This is a genomic window from Mesorhizobium sp. 131-3-5 (assembly GCF_016756575.1).
In the GTDB taxonomy this organism is placed as follows: Bacteria; Pseudomonadota; Alphaproteobacteria; order Rhizobiales; family Rhizobiaceae; genus Mesorhizobium; species Mesorhizobium jarvisii.
This window is the reverse complement of sequence record NZ_AP023254.1, coordinates 3,921,978-3,938,078: the sequence shown is the minus strand read 5'-3', so window position 1 is coordinate 3,938,078 and position 16,101 is coordinate 3,921,978. Positions and strand designations below refer to the sequence as shown.

General features: G+C 60.5%; 18 protein-coding genes, 1 tRNA gene and 1 pseudogene. 13 read left to right on the top strand and 7 right to left on the bottom strand.

From position 1 onward, the window contains the following. The first annotated feature begins 18 nt into the window (after positions 1-18). The 5 genes from ctaD (at position 19) to JG747_RS19200 (ending at position 4,246) form a co-directional block, all read left to right on the top strand. A complete protein-coding gene (gene ctaD / locus JG747_RS19220) occupies positions 19-1,788 on the top strand; it encodes a cytochrome c oxidase subunit I (RefSeq protein ID WP_019858528.1) in 1,770 nt (589 codons plus the stop codon). Continuing rightward, positions 1,785-2,489, top strand: coding sequence for a cytochrome c oxidase subunit 3 (locus JG747_RS19215; RefSeq protein WP_064984166.1), 705 nt, complete (start codon positions 1,785-1,787; stop codon positions 2,487-2,489). The genes ctaD and JG747_RS19215 overlap by 4 nt, the downstream gene beginning before the upstream one ends. A 13-nt stretch (positions 2,490-2,502) precedes the next feature. Continuing rightward, positions 2,503-3,222: a heme-copper oxidase subunit III family protein gene (locus tag JG747_RS19210; protein ID WP_019858530.1), complete on the top strand. Its 720-nt coding sequence runs from the start codon at positions 2,503-2,505 to the stop codon at positions 3,220-3,222. Between the two features lie 9 nt (positions 3,223-3,231). Continuing rightward, entirely contained in the window at positions 3,232-3,633 is a 402-nt protein-coding gene (locus JG747_RS19205; RefSeq protein WP_019858531.1) for a cytochrome C oxidase subunit IV family protein, read from the top strand. A 139-nt stretch (positions 3,634-3,772) separates the two neighbouring features. Further along, complete coding sequence (locus JG747_RS19200) at positions 3,773-4,246, top strand: aminoacyl-tRNA deacylase (RefSeq protein ID WP_038647215.1); 474 nt, start codon at positions 3,773-3,775, stop codon at positions 4,244-4,246. A 180-nt stretch (positions 4,247-4,426) separates the two neighbouring features. Here the strand turns inward: JG747_RS19200 and JG747_RS19195 are convergent, their stop codons facing one another. From JG747_RS19195 to tig, 5 genes are all read right to left on the bottom strand, one after another. After that, positions 4,427-5,239, bottom strand: coding sequence for a DUF2189 domain-containing protein (locus tag JG747_RS19195; RefSeq protein WP_038647217.1), 813 nt, complete (start codon positions 5,237-5,239; stop codon positions 4,427-4,429). 467 nt (positions 5,240-5,706) lie between these two features. After that, positions 5,707-6,642, bottom strand: a complete 936-nt coding sequence (locus JG747_RS19190; RefSeq protein WP_202359822.1) for a heme o synthase — start codon at positions 6,640-6,642, stop codon at positions 5,707-5,709. 36 nt (positions 6,643-6,678) lie between these two features. Beyond that, on the bottom strand, positions 6,679-7,059 hold the full coding sequence (locus tag JG747_RS19185; RefSeq protein ID WP_038647221.1) for a c-type cytochrome: 381 nt from the start codon (positions 7,057-7,059) through the stop codon (positions 6,679-6,681). Between the two features lie 152 nt (positions 7,060-7,211). Then, positions 7,212-7,736 (bottom strand): hypothetical protein, encoded by a 525-nt coding sequence (locus tag JG747_RS19180; RefSeq protein ID WP_202359821.1) that lies wholly within the window; start codon positions 7,734-7,736, stop codon positions 7,212-7,214. 164 nt (positions 7,737-7,900) lie between these two features. Next, positions 7,901-9,376 (bottom strand): trigger factor, encoded by a 1,476-nt coding sequence (gene tig / locus JG747_RS19175; protein ID WP_019858538.1) that lies wholly within the window; start codon positions 9,374-9,376, stop codon positions 7,901-7,903. A 357-nt stretch (positions 9,377-9,733) separates the two neighbouring features. On the opposite strand from tig, the gene JG747_RS19170 reads away from it, so the two are divergent. Then, positions 9,734-9,818, top strand: a tRNA-Leu gene (locus tag JG747_RS19170). A gap of 231 nt (positions 9,819-10,049) precedes the next feature. After that, on the top strand, positions 10,050-10,973 hold the full coding sequence (locus tag JG747_RS19165; protein ID WP_202359820.1) for a COG3904 family protein: 924 nt from the start codon (positions 10,050-10,052) through the stop codon (positions 10,971-10,973). 198 nt (positions 10,974-11,171) lie between these two features. Here the strand turns inward: JG747_RS19165 and JG747_RS19160 are convergent, their stop codons facing one another. Together JG747_RS19160 and JG747_RS19155 are read right to left on the bottom strand one after the other, a co-directional pair. Beyond that, entirely contained in the window at positions 11,172-11,756 is a 585-nt protein-coding gene (locus JG747_RS19160; RefSeq protein WP_020628892.1) for a GDYXXLXY domain-containing protein, read from the bottom strand. Next, the gene (locus JG747_RS19155; RefSeq protein WP_202359819.1) at positions 11,753-12,871 is read right to left on the bottom strand and encodes a DUF2157 domain-containing protein; all 1,119 of its coding nucleotides are present in this window, start codon (positions 12,869-12,871) and stop codon (positions 11,753-11,755) included. Before JG747_RS19155 ends, JG747_RS19160 begins: the two co-directional genes overlap by 4 nt. 235 nt (positions 12,872-13,106) lie before the next feature. On the opposite strand from JG747_RS19155, the gene JG747_RS19150 reads away from it, so the two are divergent. The 6 genes and pseudogenes from JG747_RS19150 to JG747_RS37830 all read left to right on the top strand — a co-directional run bounded on the left by JG747_RS19150 (position 13,107) and on the right by JG747_RS37830 (position 16,090). After that, entirely contained in the window at positions 13,107-13,247 is a 141-nt protein-coding gene (locus JG747_RS19150) for a DUF1127 domain-containing protein (RefSeq protein WP_013531315.1), read from the top strand. 49 nt (positions 13,248-13,296) lie between these two features. Next, a complete protein-coding gene (locus JG747_RS19145) occupies positions 13,297-13,437 on the top strand; it encodes a DUF1127 domain-containing protein (protein ID WP_019858543.1) in 141 nt (46 codons plus the stop codon). Positions 13,438-14,002: 565 nt separating this feature from the next. Next, entirely contained in the window at positions 14,003-15,415 is a 1,413-nt protein-coding gene (gene trmFO / locus JG747_RS19140; protein ID WP_202359818.1) for a methylenetetrahydrofolate--tRNA-(uracil(54)-C(5))-methyltransferase (FADH(2)-oxidizing) TrmFO, read from the top strand. 73 nt (positions 15,416-15,488) lie between these two features. Continuing rightward, positions 15,489-15,779: a type II toxin-antitoxin system ParD family antitoxin gene (locus tag JG747_RS19135; RefSeq protein ID WP_202359817.1), complete on the top strand. Its 291-nt coding sequence runs from the start codon at positions 15,489-15,491 to the stop codon at positions 15,777-15,779. Continuing rightward, positions 15,763-15,942: pseudogene (locus JG747_RS37835) on the top strand (hypothetical protein); the annotation flags it as partial. The gene JG747_RS19135 and the pseudogene JG747_RS37835, both read left to right, overlap by 17 nt. Next, on the top strand, positions 15,884-16,090 hold the full coding sequence (locus JG747_RS37830) for a type II toxin-antitoxin system RelE/ParE family toxin (RefSeq protein ID WP_019858546.1): 207 nt from the start codon (positions 15,884-15,886) through the stop codon (positions 16,088-16,090). The pseudogene JG747_RS37835 and the gene JG747_RS37830, both read left to right, overlap by 59 nt. The last annotated feature ends 11 nt before the right edge of the window (positions 16,091-16,101 follow it).

Genomic DNA, 16,101 nt, shown 5'->3' with positions numbered 1-16,101 from the left:
GGACACGGAGGTGTTCCTATGGTCGACATCACGCCTGCAGATGGCATCCCGCCGGCCGAGGTCGCGGAAGTCGAACTCTACCATCCGCACAGTTGGTGGACCAAATACGTCTTCTCGCAGGACGCCAAGGTCATCGCCGTCCAGTATTCGGCGACGGCAACGGCAATCGGCCTGGTCGCCCTGGTGCTGTCCTGGCTGATGCGGCTGCAACTCGGCTTTCCCGGCACGTTCGACTTCATCACCCCGGAAGCCTACTACCAGTTCATCACCATGCACGGCATGATCATGGTGATCTACCTGCTCACCGCCCTCTTTCTCGGCGGCTTTGGCAACTATCTGATCCCCCTGATGGTCGGCGCGCGCGACATGGTCTTTCCCTATGTCAACATGCTGAGCTACTGGATCTACCTGCTCGCCGTGCTGGTTCTCGTGTCGAGCTTCTTCGCGCCCGGCGGACCGACGGGCGCCGGCTGGACGCTCTACCCGCCGCAGGCCATCATGAGCGGGACGCCAGGCGGCCAGGACTGGGGCATCATCCTGATGCTCTCCTCGCTGATCCTGTTCATCATCGGCTTCACGATGGGCGGCCTCAACTATGTGGTGACCGTGCTGCAGGGCCGCACGCGCGGCATGACAATGATGCGCCTGCCGTTGACCGTCTGGGGCATCTTCACCGCGACCGTCATGGCGCTGCTCGCCTTTCCGGCGCTGTTCGTCGCCAGCGTCATGATGCTGCTTGACCGAGTGCTGGGCACCAGCTTCTTCATGCCGGCGATTTCCGAGATGGGTGAGCAGTTGCAGCACAATGGCGGCAGCCCGATCCTGTTCCAGCACCTGTTCTGGTTCTTCGGCCATCCCGAGGTCTACATCGTGGCGCTGCCGGCCTTCGGCATCGTATCCGACCTGATCAGCACCCATGCGCGCAAGAACATCTTCGGCTACCGGATGATGGTCTGGGCCATCGTCGGCATTGGCGCGCTGAGCTTCGTGGTCTGGGCGCACCACATGTATGTCAGCGGCATGCACCCCTATTTCGGCTTCTTCTTCGCCACCACGACGCTGATCATCGCCATTCCGACCGCCATCAAGGTCTACAATTGGGTGCTGACCCTATGGCGCGGCGACATCCATCTCACCATACCAATGCTGTTTGCCCTGGCCTTTATCGTCACCTTCGTCAATGGCGGGCTGACCGGCCTGTTTCTTGGCAATGTCGTCGTCGATGTTCCGCTATCCGACACGATGTTCGTCGTCGCCCATTTCCATATGGTCATGGGTGTCGCCCCGATCCTCGTGGTTTTCGGCGCGATCTACCATTGGTATCCGAAGGTCACCGGCCGGATGCTCGACGAAACGCTGGGCCGGTTCCATTTCTGGGTCACCTTCCTCGGCGCCTACCTGATTTTCTTCCCCATGCACTACCTCGGCCTGATGGGCGTGCCGCGGCGCTATGCCGAACTGACCGACATGACGATCATGACGGAGTCGGCTCATCACCTGAACTCGTTCATCAGCATCATGGCCTTCATCGTCGGCTTCGCCCAGATGGTGTTCCTGTTCAACCTGATCTGGAGCATCCGCCATGGCCGCGAGGCCGGCGGCAATCCGTGGCGGGCCACGACCCTCGAATGGCAGACGCCGCAAACACCGCCGGCCCACGGCAATTTCGGCAAGGACCTGCCGATCGTCTATCGCTGGGCTTATGATTACAGCGTACCGGGTGCCAAGGAAGACTTCATCCCGCAGAACATGCCGGGCTCCTTCGGCCCCTCAAGGGAGCCGGCATGAGCGTCATCCTGGTCTTCCTGCTCGTCATTGCCGGTTTTGCCGGATGGTGGCTTTCGCACCAGAGGCTGATGGCCAAGCCATGGCTCGAGCAAGGTCTGGCCAGTGATTTTGTCGGCCTCGACCGGTCGGCCCTGCCAACAGCCAAGATCGGCCTCGGCGTTTTCCTTGCTGTCGTCGGCTGCCTGTTCGCGCTCTTCACCAGTGCCTATTTCATGCGGATGGCGGTGTCGGACTGGCAGCCGCTGCCGCTGCCGCGCCTGCTCTGGCTCAACACCGGCGTGCTGGTCCTGAGCAGCGTGGCCCTGCACTGCACTTCGGTGGCGGCGCGCAGGGGGCAGATCGACACCGTACGGCTCGGCCTTGCCACGGCCGGGCTCACGACGCTCGCCTTCCTGGTCGGACAGCTCATGGCATGGCGGCAGTTGACCGCCGACGGCTATTTTCTAGCCTCCAATCCGGCCAACAGTTTCTTTTACCTGATAACCGGCATGCATGGCCTGCACGTGTTGGGAGGGCTGGTGGCACTGGGCAGGACCACCACGAGCGCCTGGGCTGGAACGCGGCCGGAACGACTTCGCCTCGGCGTGGAACTATGCGCCATGTACTGGCATTTCCTGCTTTTCGTCTGGCTTGCCATCTTCGCGCTGCTGGCCGGCTGGGCCGCGACGTTCATCGACATTTGCCGGCAGATGCTGACCTAAGGGGATCAAGCGGATGGCAGAAACACTGACACATATCGGCCAGACGGAGCCACGGCCCACAGGTTGGCGAGGCATTGCCGCCGATTGGTCCTCGGATCAGCGCGCGTTCAAGAACGTGTCCTGGGGCAAGGCCATGATGTGGATATTCCTGCTCAGCGACACCTTCATCTTCGGCTGCTTCCTGCTCTCCTACATGACCGCGCGCATTTCGACACGCGTGCCGTGGCCCAATCCCAGCGAGGTCTTCGCGCTTCGCATCGGCGGGTCGGATATCCCGCTGATCCTAATTGCCATCATGACGTTCGTGCTGATCTCCAGCAGCGGAACGATGGCCATGGCGGTCAATTTCGGCTATCGCCGGGAACGCCGCAAGACGGCCATCCTCATGCTTCTGACCGCGGCGCTCGGCGCGACCTTTGTCGGCATGCAAGCCTTCGAATGGACCAAGCTGATCACTGAAGGGGTGCGGCCCTGGGGCAATCCCTGGGGTGCCGCACAATTCGGTTCGTGCTTCTTCATGATCACCGGTTTCCACGGCACCCATGTGACGATCGGTGTGATTTTCCTGATCATCGTGGCGCGCAAGGTCTGGCGCGGAGATTTCGACACCGGACAGCGCGGCTTCTTCACCAGCCGCACGGGTCGCTACGAGAACGTCGAGATCATGGGACTGTACTGGCACTTCGTCGATCTGGTCTGGGTGTTCATCTTCGCATTCTTCTATCTTTGGTGAGAGGCAGACATGGCAGAAGCAACCGCAAACGGCCTCGGACAACACGCACTTCATGCGGGTCATGCACATGAAGCGCCGGCGGCCGTCACCCATGCCGACGTGCATCAGGAACATCCGATCAAGCTCTATCTGGTGGTCTGGGCGTGGCTGTTCATCCTCAGCACCTGCTCCTACCTGGTCGATTATTTCGGCCTTCACGGCTATCTCAGATGGTCGCTGATCCTGATCTTCATGATCCTCAAGGCAGGGCTGATCGTCGCTGTCTTCATGCACATGGCCTGGGAACGGCTGGCGCTGGCTTATGCGATCATCCTGCCGCCGATACTGGTGCTGGTGTTCGTGACAATGATGGTCTTCGAAGCCGACTACACGCTTTTCACCCGGCTGGCATTTTTCGGAGCCGGACCCTGAAGCACGAACCGCATTCCGATCTTGCCACCGCGCCTCGAAACCATCAGCCGCTGGTCTATTTTAGTACCGGAAACGACATAAGGAGAATGACTGCCCTCGTTTCCGCACGCGTCGCGAACTCCGGCAAAGGGAGGCCAAGATGACGATCGCAACCAGACTGAAGGACTTTATCGACAGGAAGGGAATCTCATACGACACAGTCGCCCACCATCGCACGTCCACCAGCAGACAGTCCGCCATCGCGGCGCATATACCCGGCAGCATAGTGGCCAAATCGGTCGTTGTTCACCACGAGCTCGGCTATGCGCTGGCCGTGGTTCCAAGCACGCACCGGATCGAGCTCGGCACATTGCAGGACGTCATGGACAAGCGTCTCGGACTAGCCTCCGAAGACGAGGTGACTTCGCTCTTCGCTGATTGCGACACCGGCGCCGTTCCGCCGATCGGCGCACCTTACGATGTGCCAGTGATTGTCGATGACAGCCTCGGCGATGCCGCCGACATCTACTTCGAAGGCGGCGACCACAGAACGCTGGTGCATGTCAGCGGCGAGGATTTCCGCAACTTGACCATGGGCGCATACCGCGCCCGCTTCAGTCACCGGGCCTACTGACGGCTTCGATCAAGCTCGCACCGGCATGCCGAGCAATTCCAGGAAAAGTGTGATCGGTTTTCCACGGGAAAGCGCGTAGCGCTTTCCCGTGGGAATTGCGTTAAAACAAACGGATAGAGCGTTTTACCGTTTCCGTGAAACGGTAAAACGCTCTGGCCGGCGCGGTGAAGCAAAACGTCCTCAACTCGTCGGTCTGGCGGGCGATTCCACAACCTTGCGGTAGACATGCCAGGTGGCGTGGCCGAGGATCGGCAACACGACGGCGAGCCCGACGAACACCGGCAGCGAGCCGATGATCAGGCCGACGGCGACGATCAGTCCCCAGACAGCCATCACGATCGGGTTCGCCAGGACCACGCGAACCGAGGTGTGGATCGCTTCATAGGCGCCGACATCGCGGTCGAGCAACAATGGGAAGGCGACGACCGTCGTGCACAACACCACCACGGCAAAGACAAAGCCGATGGCGTGCCCCAATATGATCAGCGTCCAGCCACGTCCGGTGGCAAATATCGCGTTGATGAAGCTGGATATCGATTCCGGCGGAGCCGGGCCGAAAAGATATTCGTAGAATATCTTCGCCGTCAAAAGCCACGTGATGAAGATTGCAAACAGCATGATCCCGACCGCCGCAATGGCCGGCAGCGCCGGAGAATTCCTGACCTCGAAAGCGTGCCTCCAGGAGGTGTCGAGCCCGGCTTCCCGTCTACGGCTGATTTCATAGAGGCCTATCGCAGCGAAGGGGCCAACCAGCGCAAAGCCAGAAACCAGCGGAAACAACAACGGCAAAGCATTGGCGCCCGAAGTCCATGCGGCGAGCACGACGCCCACGAGCGGATAGATCAGGCAGAGAAAGACGATATGCGACGGTTTAACCATGAAATCATCGACGCCCCGCCTGAGCGCGTCAAAAAGGTCGGAAACAGCGATTTTTCGAATTTTGGTATGTTCCAGCGTCTCGCTGGCGCCTGCTATCACATGAAAACTTGCCATGACCGTTCCTCCAGACTGGGTCCGGAAAGGTCGCGATTTAGCGGTGCTGCCGTCTGCGTGACTGGCCACGCAAAACCGCGACCTGCACCGCCACCAATATACTCTCTTGTGAGGGACTTGTCGCCCGTTGTTGGGCTGCACGGCTGGCTCTGGAAACCCTTCTTCGATATGCGCACGCTGCGCCGCGTGTCTCTTTTTTGGACACGTAAACACGCTGGAGCACTTGGATTGGCGCATGATCCTTTGCGAACCGGAGATCGGCGCAGCAGAGTCGATCCCGATCTTCAGGACCATGCACTGGGTCGAAGGCGAAGGTCATGGACGCAAGGACGCTTCTCATACTCGGCCTTGGCATAATCAGTCTGCTGTTGCTGGGATTCTGTGCGCTGCCATCGTGACAGCACTGCTGGGTCTTCGGCAAAGCACTCGCCGACCGGCCAGAGCGGTTCGCGGATGGCGATCTGCGCTCAGGCCCCGGCTGAAATCAGCGCGCGCATGGAAATGGTGTCGGCAAGCAGCGCGGCGAAGATCGCGAAAAGATAGAGGATCGAATAGGCAAACAGCGCCTTGGCGGGTTTCAACTCCGTTTCAGAAGCCGCCAGAACCTTCCAGGAATGCCAGATGAAACCGGCGCCCAATGCGACCGAAGCGATTCCGTAGTAGCCGCTGGTGAATCCGAAGAACCAAGGCAGCACGCCAACCGGCGCCAGAAGCAAGGCATAGGCGAGGATTTGCCTACGCGTCGAAGCAGGGCCGGCCACATTCGGCATCATCGGAATGCCGGCAGCGGCGTAGTCGCCAACCTTGAACAGCGCCAGCGCCCAGAAATGCGGCGGCGTCCACAGAAAGATGATCAGAAACAGGATGAGGCTTTCGATGCCGATGGCGCCAGTTGCGGCCGCCCAGCCAATGACAGGAGGAAGGGCACCAGCCGCGCCGCCGATGACGATGTTCTGCGGCGTCGAGCGCTTCAGCCACATCGTGTAGATGACGATGTAGAAGAAGATGGTGAAGGCCAGCAGCGATGCGGCAAGCCAGCCTACCAGTACGCCGAGTGTCATGACCGAAAGCGCGGAAAGCACAAGGCCGAAGCCGAGAGCTTCGCCCGGCGTGACGCGGCCCGACGGAACCGGCCGTTTTGACGTGCGTGACATCAGCGCGTCGATGTCCGCGTCGTACCACATGTTCAGGGCCCCCGCCGCTCCTGCTCCGATCGCAATCGCACCGATTGCGATCAAGGCGATGACCGGATTCATCGCGCCGGGCGCCACCATCAGGCCGACGAAAGCGGTGAATACGGCAAGCGCCATGACCCGCGGCTTCAAAAGCGCGAAGAAATCGGCCGCCGTCGCTTCCGAGAGGCGGATGGAGGTATCCTTGAGGCGGCTTTCCCTAGTCGACATCTCGGACGACCACCGATGGATGGCGAGGGAGCCAGGTCACTTGGAGAACGTTTTCAGATAGGCAATGACGTTGGCCACGTCCGCATCGTTCTTGAGGCCGGGAAACGTCATTTTGGTGCCTTTGACCATGGCCTTGGGATCATGAAGGTAGGTCGTCAGCGTTGGCTCGTCCCATTTGACGCCGGATTTGCCGGCAGCAACCATGGCATCGGAGTATTTAAAATCCGGATGCGTACCGGCCGTGCGGCCGATGACGCCGTGCAGCGATGGACCGATCTTGTTCTTGTCCTCGTTTGCGATGTGGCAGACTTGGCATTTGGTGAAGACCTTCTCGCCAGCCGCGGCATCCTGTGCCTGCGACGGATGCGCGATGAAGATCGTAACGGACACCCCAGCGAAAAACGCTATAGCACGCATGGCATTTCCTCCCTGATCGCCATTTATGCCTCGGACGATCGCGCCTGGGCAGAATATCTCTCCCCAGTGGAATTGCGGTACCAACATACCATGGAATTCAGGCGGCGGGTAGAAAAAGCCAAGCATTGCGAAGGTTTAGAACCCGGCCGCGCTCAAGGCGGCTTGGTCCGGCAGCTTCCGGCGATCTGCTCGACCGCCTCTTCGAGCCCAGCAAGGTCGAAATCCGCCTGGCCGCGGCCTGACAACAAGCCGAACCGCCAGGAAAGCGACAGCCGGCTTGCGGGAAAAAGGCGCTTGATGCCGTCGGCACCGTCGCGCACCAGCATTCGGCCGCGCGACCCGACCGACCAACTCTCGTCGAACTTGCCGCCGTCGTCGACGGCGACCGACATGGTGATCTTGCGGCTGGCCGAAACCCCGTCATTCAACTGCAGCCATTCGGTCCAGCGCGGTTCGCCGTCTGCCCGGCAGGCAATGGTCAACACCGGGCTGTAACTCAAGGCACCGCCACCCGTGATCAGCTTGTTGGTGCCATGAAGCGAAGCGGTGACAAGGCCATCGTCGTCCGTACCGAAGCGCCACTCGCCGGCAAGCGCGCCGGCCTGGGCAACATCGCAGGCGAAGGCCAGAACGAGCGCCAGGGCGACGGGACGCACGTTTTCGAAGAATAGGCTCAACGCCCCCTCCAGGAACCACACGGTTTGCAACAGCAGCGCAGATAATGATCAACGCCAGGTATCGCCAAGTGCCATTTCCCGCAAAGCGAATCGGCTGTTGCAGTTTCGCAACGAAAAAGGCCGCCTCAAGGGCGGCCTTCGTCGATTCCCTCAAATGCGGGAACTTATTCGGCGTCCTTGGCGGCTTTTTTCTTCGGCGCGGCCTTCTTCTTCGGCTCTTCCGCCTCGTCGCCCGCCTTGGCTTCAGCCTTCTTGGCCGCGGCCTTTTTCGCCGGCTTGGCCTTGGTCGTGGTTTCCGCGTCCTCGTCGTCGGCCATCAGCTCTTCCTTGCTGACCTTGACGTCGGTGACCGAGATCTGGCCGAGCAGGTGGTCAACCACCTTCTCCTCGAACATTGGTGCGCGCAGCGCGTTCAGCGCCTCGGGGTTGCTGCGGTAGAACTCGAAAGCTTCCTGCTGCTGGTTGGCCGGGAAGCGGCGAACCTGCTCGAACAGGCCACGCTGCAATTCCTCGTCCGATACGGTGACACCGGCCTTCTCGCCGATCTCCGCCAGCACCAGGCCGAGACGCACACGGCGTTCGGCAAGACGCAGATATTCGGCGCGGGCTTCTTCTTCGGTCGTCTCTTCGTCGGCGAAGGTGCGGCCGGCGGCTTCCAGGTCGCGGGTGACCTGAGCCCAGATGTTGTTGAACTCGGCCTCGATGAGCTTCGATGGCGCCTCGAACGAATAGGCGGCATCGAGCTGGTCGAGCAGTTGGCGCTTGACCTTCTGGCGCGTCATCGAGCCGAACTGGTTCTCGATCTGGCCGCGCACGATCTCACGCAGGCGCTCCAGCGATTCCAGGCCAAGGTTCTTGGCGGTCTCGTCGTTGATTTCCAGCTCGCCCGGCTTCGACACTTCCTTGACGGTGACGTCGAACGTGGCTTCCTTGCCGGCCAGATGTGCCGCCTGGTAGTTTTCCGGGAAGGTCACGGTGACCTGTTTTTCGTCACCGGCCTTGGTGCCGATAAGCTGATCCTCGAAGCCAGGAATGAATTCCTTGGAGCCCAGTACCAACGGCTGGTCGGTGCCGGCGCCGCCGGCAAAGGCCTCGCCGTCGATCTTGCCTACATAATCGATGCTGACGCGGTCGCCTTCGGCGGCCTTGCCGGTCTTCGGCTCATAGCTGCGTGCCGATTCGGCAACGCGCTTGACCTGGTCGTCGATCTCGGCCTCAGGCACGTCGAACACCTGACGCGTCACCTTGATGTCGGAGAAATCCTTGATCTCGATCGCCGGGATGACCTCATAATTGAGGCGGAACTCGAAGTCGGTACCGCCGGCCAGGATCTTCTCGGCTTCCTTCTCGTCCTCGGTCATGATGACTTCGGGCTGCATGGCGGCCTTTTCGCCGCGGCCCGTAATGATCGAACGGGTGGAGTCGTTGAGGATCTCGTTGACCACTTCGGCCATGAACGACTTGCCATAGACCTTGCGCAGGTGCTGCACCGGCACCTTGCCCGGCCGGAAGCCGTTGATGCGAACCTTGTTGCGCGCGTCCGAGAGCCTCGCCATCAGCTTGGCTTCCATGTCACCGGCCGGCACGGTGATCTTGATCTCGCGCTTGAGACCGGAATTAAGCGTTTCGGTGACCTGCATCGTAAAACCTTTGTTTTCACCAATGAGACTGCCACGGCCTCTGCCGTTTACAGCCTGCCGGTATATTCTTGCCGGGAATGGCTTTTGGTACGGAACCTGGCGATTTGACCGAAATTACGGCTCAAACTCTCCCAAACTGCGTTCCAAAATGTGAATAAGTTCTTGTTTTTCCTACTTCTTATCACATTCTGTAGAAGCGGATCGTCGCGTCCCGTCACATTTGACACGCCTTTTGTCACAGGCGAGCCTAATTTTCAACAGTCTTCGCGCTTAGGCGAATAACCAACGTTTCGGCCCTGGCCGACATCTCGTCTCTGACATTGACAGAATGATGGCTACATGGGATTGCCGGGCGATGCGGATGTGGCGGAACTGGTAGACGCCCTGGATTTAGGTTCCAGTGCCGAAAGGCGTGGGGGTTCGAGTCCCTTCATCCGCACCAATTTTTTTCGGCCAATGACTGCTCCGAATGAAATCCAACTTTCAAGGAAGACCCTTGAAATAGTTCGTTGACAGGTTCTTACTTGCAGCGGGCAGGTTGGGGCTCTGTCGAGCTGTGCGCGTAGTTTCTCTAGTTCTGGCGGTAGGGTCAATTGTCGCGGCAGCAACATGTAAGGTTGAGGCCCTAGAGTACACGGCTGTTTCGTCTCCAGGGCAGCAGCCGTTTCTTGTTGTGTCCGGCGAGTTCAAAGACAATGAACCCCTGAACGCCTTTAGCAACGCGGTTGTGAGCAGCGGCGCCCGGAGGATCGTATTCAATTCCCCCGGCGGCAACGTCGGCAGCGCGCTTCGGTTGGGGCGTATGATCCGCGCGGCAGGGCTGGATACGCTTCAGCTTCGCCAACTGCAGTGCGCCTCAGCCTGCTCACTGGCCTTCTTGGGTGGCGTCCACCGTGTTGCCGAACCAGATTCTATCGGCATTCATCGGGCTTGGTTGAAATGGACTGACGGGATGTCCAGAGAAGAAGCCAAGGCCCGTGTCCAGCTCGGAACGGCCGCAATCACATCCTATGTAGTCGAGATGGGAGTGGACCCCGAACTGATTGAATTGGCTTCGAGCTTTGACAAGCATGACATAAGATACCTATCGGCCAGCGAAATGGCAGAGTTGCGTGTGACCAATGTCGCAGCGAACCAATCGCCCGCGGATACATTGCAGGTGTCGACGAGGCCAGATCCTGCGCCCGTGCCGCTGCCTGCGCCCGACGCAAGGCAACAGGCGGAGAGCGCTGCGGTCGCTTTCGTCAAGGATCTGATCGAGCATCATGGCGACAACGACGATTTCGCTCTTGCTCAAGTTCAGGCGTCCTACGCTCGCACAGTCGACTATTATGGCAAGTTGACGAACCTGAGTTCGATCCTTCAGGACAAGAGGAACTATTACCGGCGATGGCCTGAACGCATATATAACGTCCGCAATGACAGCATTGCGGTCACCTGTGCAAACGATCGCTGCATGGTTTCTGGCGCGTATGACTGGGTTGTGCGCAGCCCCTCGATACAGAAGCAGGAAAAAGGCGTAGCAGACTTTAGCTACACAATATCGACTGGTCCCTATCCCAAAATCGTCGCCGAGACGAGTAAGGTCCGGAGTTGATCAGTGGAGTTCTCCATCCCTGAGTCAATGAACTTTCTTGCGAAAAATCTGTTTGGCTATTTCGTATAATGGCACACACGGGCTCCCCAGTGGGGTAAGACTGCCGCGCTGCCGCAACGCCTGTACGGCAAAGACCTTACACTTGATTTAGGGGGTTCTGGTCTCTCGATTCGCACCGATGAATGGAATCCATCGTTATTAATATAGCGGCTCCTCGAACAGCGTCTTGTCGCCGTCCACCAGCGCCTTGATCTGCGCGGTGCCGTCGCTGGCAAGGGCAAGCCTTATCCCGAACGGGCGCACCCGCATGTCATCCTGGATCGCCATCCCCTCGCCTTCCGGCAGGTAGAACCGCTCGATGCCGTAGTCCGGCGCGATAGTCATGCCCTCGCTGCGCAGATCCCAGCCTTCGGCGACATGGCCTGCAATATCGGCCTCGTCGGCCGCGGCCGGCGTCGGCGCCTTGCCGAACCAGGCGGTGGTCGGTGTCCAATAACCGTCGGCGCCCTTTTTCAGGCGCACGACGATCGAAGTGTCGTCGCTGGAGAACTTGCCGGCGGGAATGTTGGCGATCATCTTCACTGGTATGCGCGAAATGTCATAGCCGAGGATGATATAGTCGCCGCGCAGCAGATCGCGCGGATCGACAGGTTCGATCTTCAAGAGCACTTCCTTGCCGTTGCGCAGGATCGCCGCCCGGCCGGCGATGATCCAGCTCAGGAACCCGATCTGCACGAGCGCCAGCACCAGCGCCGAGATAACAAGCCTCTTTCCGGTCATCATGCCGTGGCTCCCCCCGTTGCCGGGCCCTTCATGCGTTTTTCGACGCGGATGATGATGATCGCCAGGATGCCGAGCAGCACCGCGGCAGCAAGGAAGAAGCCGGCCGTGTCGAGCATCGACTGCAAGGTAACGACATAGATGATGGCTAGCTCGAAGGCGAAGCCGAGATAGGCAAGCCAGCGCAGGCCCCGGCTCTCCCGTCCCGCCAGCACGATGGCGGCGACGATGCCGGCCAGCGCGACGACCGAGGCAATGCCGAAACCGCTATTGTAGGTGCTTTCGTCAGCGAGTTCGAACTGGATGATGGCCAGCCCGGTAAGGAAGCCGAGCAGCGCGTGCAGGGGCAACCGGCCGCCGAGCTGAACGATCCTGTCGACAGGTTCCGGTGCAAAGACAGCAGCCGCAAAGAGCACGGCGGACGCAATGACCAGGGGGATCGCCACCGGCAGCGTCGCGTGATTCCCGGCCAGCAGCACGAGATAGAAGAGCAGCGACAGGATGATCAGATGCCGTGCGGCCTGGCTGCGGGTCCAGAGCGAGACGGCGAACAGCACGATCGCCATGACGACGAAGGCATGCGGAAACGCGCTGCGGCTGTAATAGTCGAACCCCTTCAGGAACAGCCAGGCGTCGGCTATGCCGACCGAAGCGACGGTCAGCGGGTTCGACCGGAGCGCGACCGCCGCCAACGCCGTACCGGCGCCCCAGGTGACGAGCGCGGAAGCCTCGTCGCCAGACAGATGGTACATCTGGCCGATCAGCGCGATCGAACCGCCGAATGCAGCGGCAGCCACGATCCACAGCGCTTCGCCGATCGCCGCGTGGTCGCGCGTCTTCAGCACCGCGCCGCCGACATAACCGCCAAGGATGATGGCAAACAGCGCCGCGACCCGCGCTAGCCGCGGAATGGCATCCCAGTTGGCAGCGACGAAGATCAGGATGGCCGCGCCGAACAGCAGGGCCGCCATCATGGCCAGGATCGAACCGAAGCTCAGTGATTTGCGCGTATTCGCCTCGATGTCACGCGTCAGGGCATCGGCCGTCGCGGCGTCGATCAGGCCTGCCTGGAGCCACCGCGCAATGTCGGATCTGACCCGTGTCGAATAGCCCGCCATGTCCTGCATCCCCCACAAGGTCGTTTTTTTAGCCGAACCAGCCAAACCGTTGACGTCACGGCACTTTCCGATTCTGGCTTCTTTGTGTCAGGTCCGTGAAGGCGCGTTAATGTTGCATTGCACAATTTGCATTGCTGCCATGCAGCCATAGCGCTTTTAAATCGATATGAGCCCGCCTACTTATAGTTCGTACACAAACGGAATGATCCGCAAGAAAGACGAAACGAGAACTACCATGAACCTGATCCGCAACTATCGCAACTGGCGCCGCTACCGGGACACCGTGTCCGAGCTGAGCCGCCTGAGCAACCGCGAACTGACCGACCTCGGCATCAGCCGCAGCGACATTCCCTACGTCGCTCGCAAGGCGGTCTAATTCTTCGGACCGCAAATGGTCCGAACAAGTTTCCGAAAAGAGAACGACAATGAACCTGATCCGCAACTATCGTAACTGGCGCGTATATCGCGAGACGGTTACCGAGCTGGGTCGCCTTTCGAACCGCCAGCTGCATGATCTCGGTATCGTCCGCGACGAAATCAAGATCATCGCCCGTCGGGCGATCTAACGGAATTTCGCTGGGGTCGACCTCCTCCCCGACCTCCAGCGAACGGTCAGCCCTTATCCTCCTCCCGAGGGTTGACCACCAAAACGGCGCCCGCCGCACCTCCTCCCGCGGCGGGCGCTGTTCCCGGGGCAAATGAATTTTGCTCCAAAGGGTTTCGCCCCTTTTCAAAACGCGAAAGAGATTTCGTCAAAGCCGACCTCCTCCCCGGCAATGACGAATAGGTCCAACCTTCACCTCCTCCCGAGGGTTGGCCAACCAAACGGCGCCCGCCGCACCTCCTCCCGCGGCGGGCGTTGTTTCTCCGGGGCAAAATGAATTTTGCTCCAAAGGGTTTCGCCCCTTTTCAAGACGCGAAAGAGATTTCGTCAAAGCCGACCTCCTCCCCGGCGATGACCAATATGGTCGATCTTCACCTCCTCCCGAGGATCGACCCCCAAAACGACACCCGCCGGACCTCCTCCCCCGGCGGGTGTTGTTGTTTTCAGCGTCTGGTTCACCATCTGCGGTTTGCCCGCACCAAGCACGGCAATTGCAATCGCCGCCCCAAGCGATTATTCCGGCGCTCATGAGCAAAAATCCCATACACATCATCGGCGGCGGTCTCGCCGGTTCCGAAGCCGCATGGCAAGCCGCGCAGGCCGGTGTTTCCGTCGTGCTGCATGAAATGCGCCCGGTTCGCGGCACGGACGCGCACAAGACCGATGGCCTGGCCGAACTCGTCTGTTCCAATTCCTTCCGCTCCGATGACGCCGAGAACAACGCGGTCGGCCTGCTGCATGCCGAAATGCGGCTGGCAGGCTCGCTGATCATGAGCGCGGGTGACGCAAACCAGGTGCCGGCCGGCGGCGCTCTGGCTGTCGACCGCGACGGCTTCTGCGAGGCCGTGACGAAAAAGCTCGAGGCGCACCCGCTGATCACCATTCAGCGCGAGGAAGTGCCCGGCCTGCCGCCGGCGGACTGGGACCAGGCGATCATCGCCACGGGGCCGCTGACCGCCCCGTCGCTTGCCCAGTCGATCGCCGAAGCGACCGGCGCCGATGCGCTGGCCTTCTTCGACGCCATCGCGCCGATCATCCATTTCGACACGATCGACATGGACACCTGCTGGTTCCAGTCGCGCTACGACAAGGTCGGCCCCGGCGGAACCGGCAAGGACTACATCAACTGTCCGATGGACAAGGAGCAGTACCTTGCCTTCGTGCAGGCGCTGGTCGACGGCCAGAAGACCGAATTCAAGCAATGGGAAGGCACGCCCTATTTCGACGGCTGCCTGCCGATCGAGATCATGGCCGAACGCGGCGTCGAGACGCTGCGCTACGGGCCTATGAAGCCGATGGGCCTGACCAACGCGCACAACCCCACAGTCAAGGCCTATGCCGTCGTCCAGCTGCGGCAGGACAATGCGCTGGGCACACTCTACAACATGGTCGGTTTCCAGACCAAGCTGAAGCATGCCGAGCAGGTCCGCGTCTTCCGCACCATTCCGGGCCTGGAGAACGCCGACTTCGCCCGCCTCGGGGGCCTGCACCGCAACACCTACATCAATTCGCCGACCTTGCTCGACGCCTCGCTGCAGCTGAAATCGCGCCCGGGCCTGCGCTTCGCCGGCCAGATCACCGGCTGCGAAGGCTATGTCGAAAGCGCCGCCATCGGCCTGCTCGCCGGCCGCTTCGCCGCCGCCGAGCGGCTCGGCCACGCACAGTCGCTGCCGCCGCTCACCACGGCCTTCGGCGCGCTGCTCAACCACATCACCGGCGGCCACATCGTTTCCGACGACGAGCCGGGCAAGCGCTCCTTCCAGCCGATGAACGTCAATTTCGGCCTGTTCCCGCCGGTGGAAGCGGTAAAGATCGAAGGCAAGCGCCTGCGCGGCAAGGACAAGACGGTCGCCAAGCGCCATGCCATCACCTCGCGGGCGCTGGGCGATTGCCGGCAATGGCTGGGGCTGCCGGCGCCGACGGCACAAGCAGCGGAATAGCAAACCTCCGGATTGGGCCCGAAGCAGGAAAAGTAGGATACTATCCTACTTTCCTATCTACCGGAGCCGCTCCATGGAATCCGCTGAAAAGCTGTCCATCACCGTCACCCCCGCCATGGCGCGCATGATCCGCGAGAAAGTCGAGGACGGCTCCTTCGGCTCGGCGAGCGAAGTCATTCGTGCGGCGCTCCGCGCCTTCCAACGTGAGGAAGATGAACACGCCGAGCGTATCGCCTCGATCAGGGCGCGGGTGAAGGCTTCGATCGAGGACACGAGACCTAACCTTTCTGGAGAAGAGGTTCGCGACCGGCTTAAGAAATTCGCCGAGCAATATTCGAGCCGCGTTGATGATTCGGCGGCTTAACGTTGAGTACCGCGAAAGCGCCAGCAACGATCTTGGCAGCATTTTCAGATACATAGTTGAGTCTGGCGGAAGTCCCGAAGTAGCGATGAGATTCGTGCTTCGTATTGAAGATCGTTGCCATCGGCAATGCGCCTCACGGCGGCCGCTCCCGCGACGACATCATGCCCGGACTGCGAACGGTTCCGTTCGAGCATTCCGCCGTCATCGCTTATATTGTCGACGACGGTCTCGTTTGCATCGTCAACATCTTTTACGGCGGTCGCGACTATGAAGCGCTGATGCGTGATGGCGGTTCGAGCGACCCCTCTTAGCAGCCAAAACA

Bases quoted from the DNA above. Each gene is read 5' to 3' on its own strand.
- trmFO (WP_202359818.1), top strand. From the start codon at position 14,003: ATGAGCAAAAATCCCATACACATCATCGGCGGCGGTCTCGCCGGTTCC.
- JG747_RS19150 (WP_013531315.1), top strand. From the start codon at position 13,107: ATGAACCTGATCCGCAACTATCGCAACTGGCGCCGCTACCGGGACACC.
- JG747_RS19205 (WP_019858531.1), top strand. From the start codon at position 3,232: ATGGCAGAAGCAACCGCAAACGGCCTCGGACAACACGCACTTCATGCG.
- JG747_RS19135 (WP_202359817.1), top strand. From the start codon at position 15,489: ATGGAATCCGCTGAAAAGCTGTCCATCACCGTCACCCCCGCCATGGCG.
- JG747_RS19215 (WP_064984166.1), top strand. From the start codon at position 1,785: ATGAGCGTCATCCTGGTCTTCCTGCTCGTCATTGCCGGTTTTGCCGGA.
- JG747_RS19200 (WP_038647215.1), top strand. From the start codon at position 3,773: ATGACGATCGCAACCAGACTGAAGGACTTTATCGACAGGAAGGGAATC.
- tig (WP_019858538.1), bottom strand. From the start codon at position 9,376: ATGCAGGTCACCGAAACGCTTAATTCCGGTCTCAAGCGCGAGATCAAG.
- JG747_RS19145 (WP_019858543.1), top strand. From the start codon at position 13,297: ATGAACCTGATCCGCAACTATCGTAACTGGCGCGTATATCGCGAGACG.
- JG747_RS19160 (WP_020628892.1), bottom strand. From the start codon at position 11,756: ATGATGACCGGAAAGAGGCTTGTTATCTCGGCGCTGGTGCTGGCGCTC.
- JG747_RS19155 (WP_202359819.1), bottom strand. From the start codon at position 12,871: ATGGCGGGCTATTCGACACGGGTCAGATCCGACATTGCGCGGTGGCTC.
- JG747_RS19195 (WP_038647217.1), bottom strand. From the start codon at position 5,239: ATGGCAAGTTTTCATGTGATAGCAGGCGCCAGCGAGACGCTGGAACAT.
- JG747_RS19190 (WP_202359822.1), bottom strand. From the start codon at position 6,642: ATGTCGACTAGGGAAAGCCGCCTCAAGGATACCTCCATCCGCCTCTCG.
- JG747_RS19185 (WP_038647221.1), bottom strand. From the start codon at position 7,059: ATGCGTGCTATAGCGTTTTTCGCTGGGGTGTCCGTTACGATCTTCATC.
- ctaD (WP_019858528.1), top strand. From the start codon at position 19: ATGGTCGACATCACGCCTGCAGATGGCATCCCGCCGGCCGAGGTCGCG.
- JG747_RS19210 (WP_019858530.1), top strand. From the start codon at position 2,503: ATGGCAGAAACACTGACACATATCGGCCAGACGGAGCCACGGCCCACA.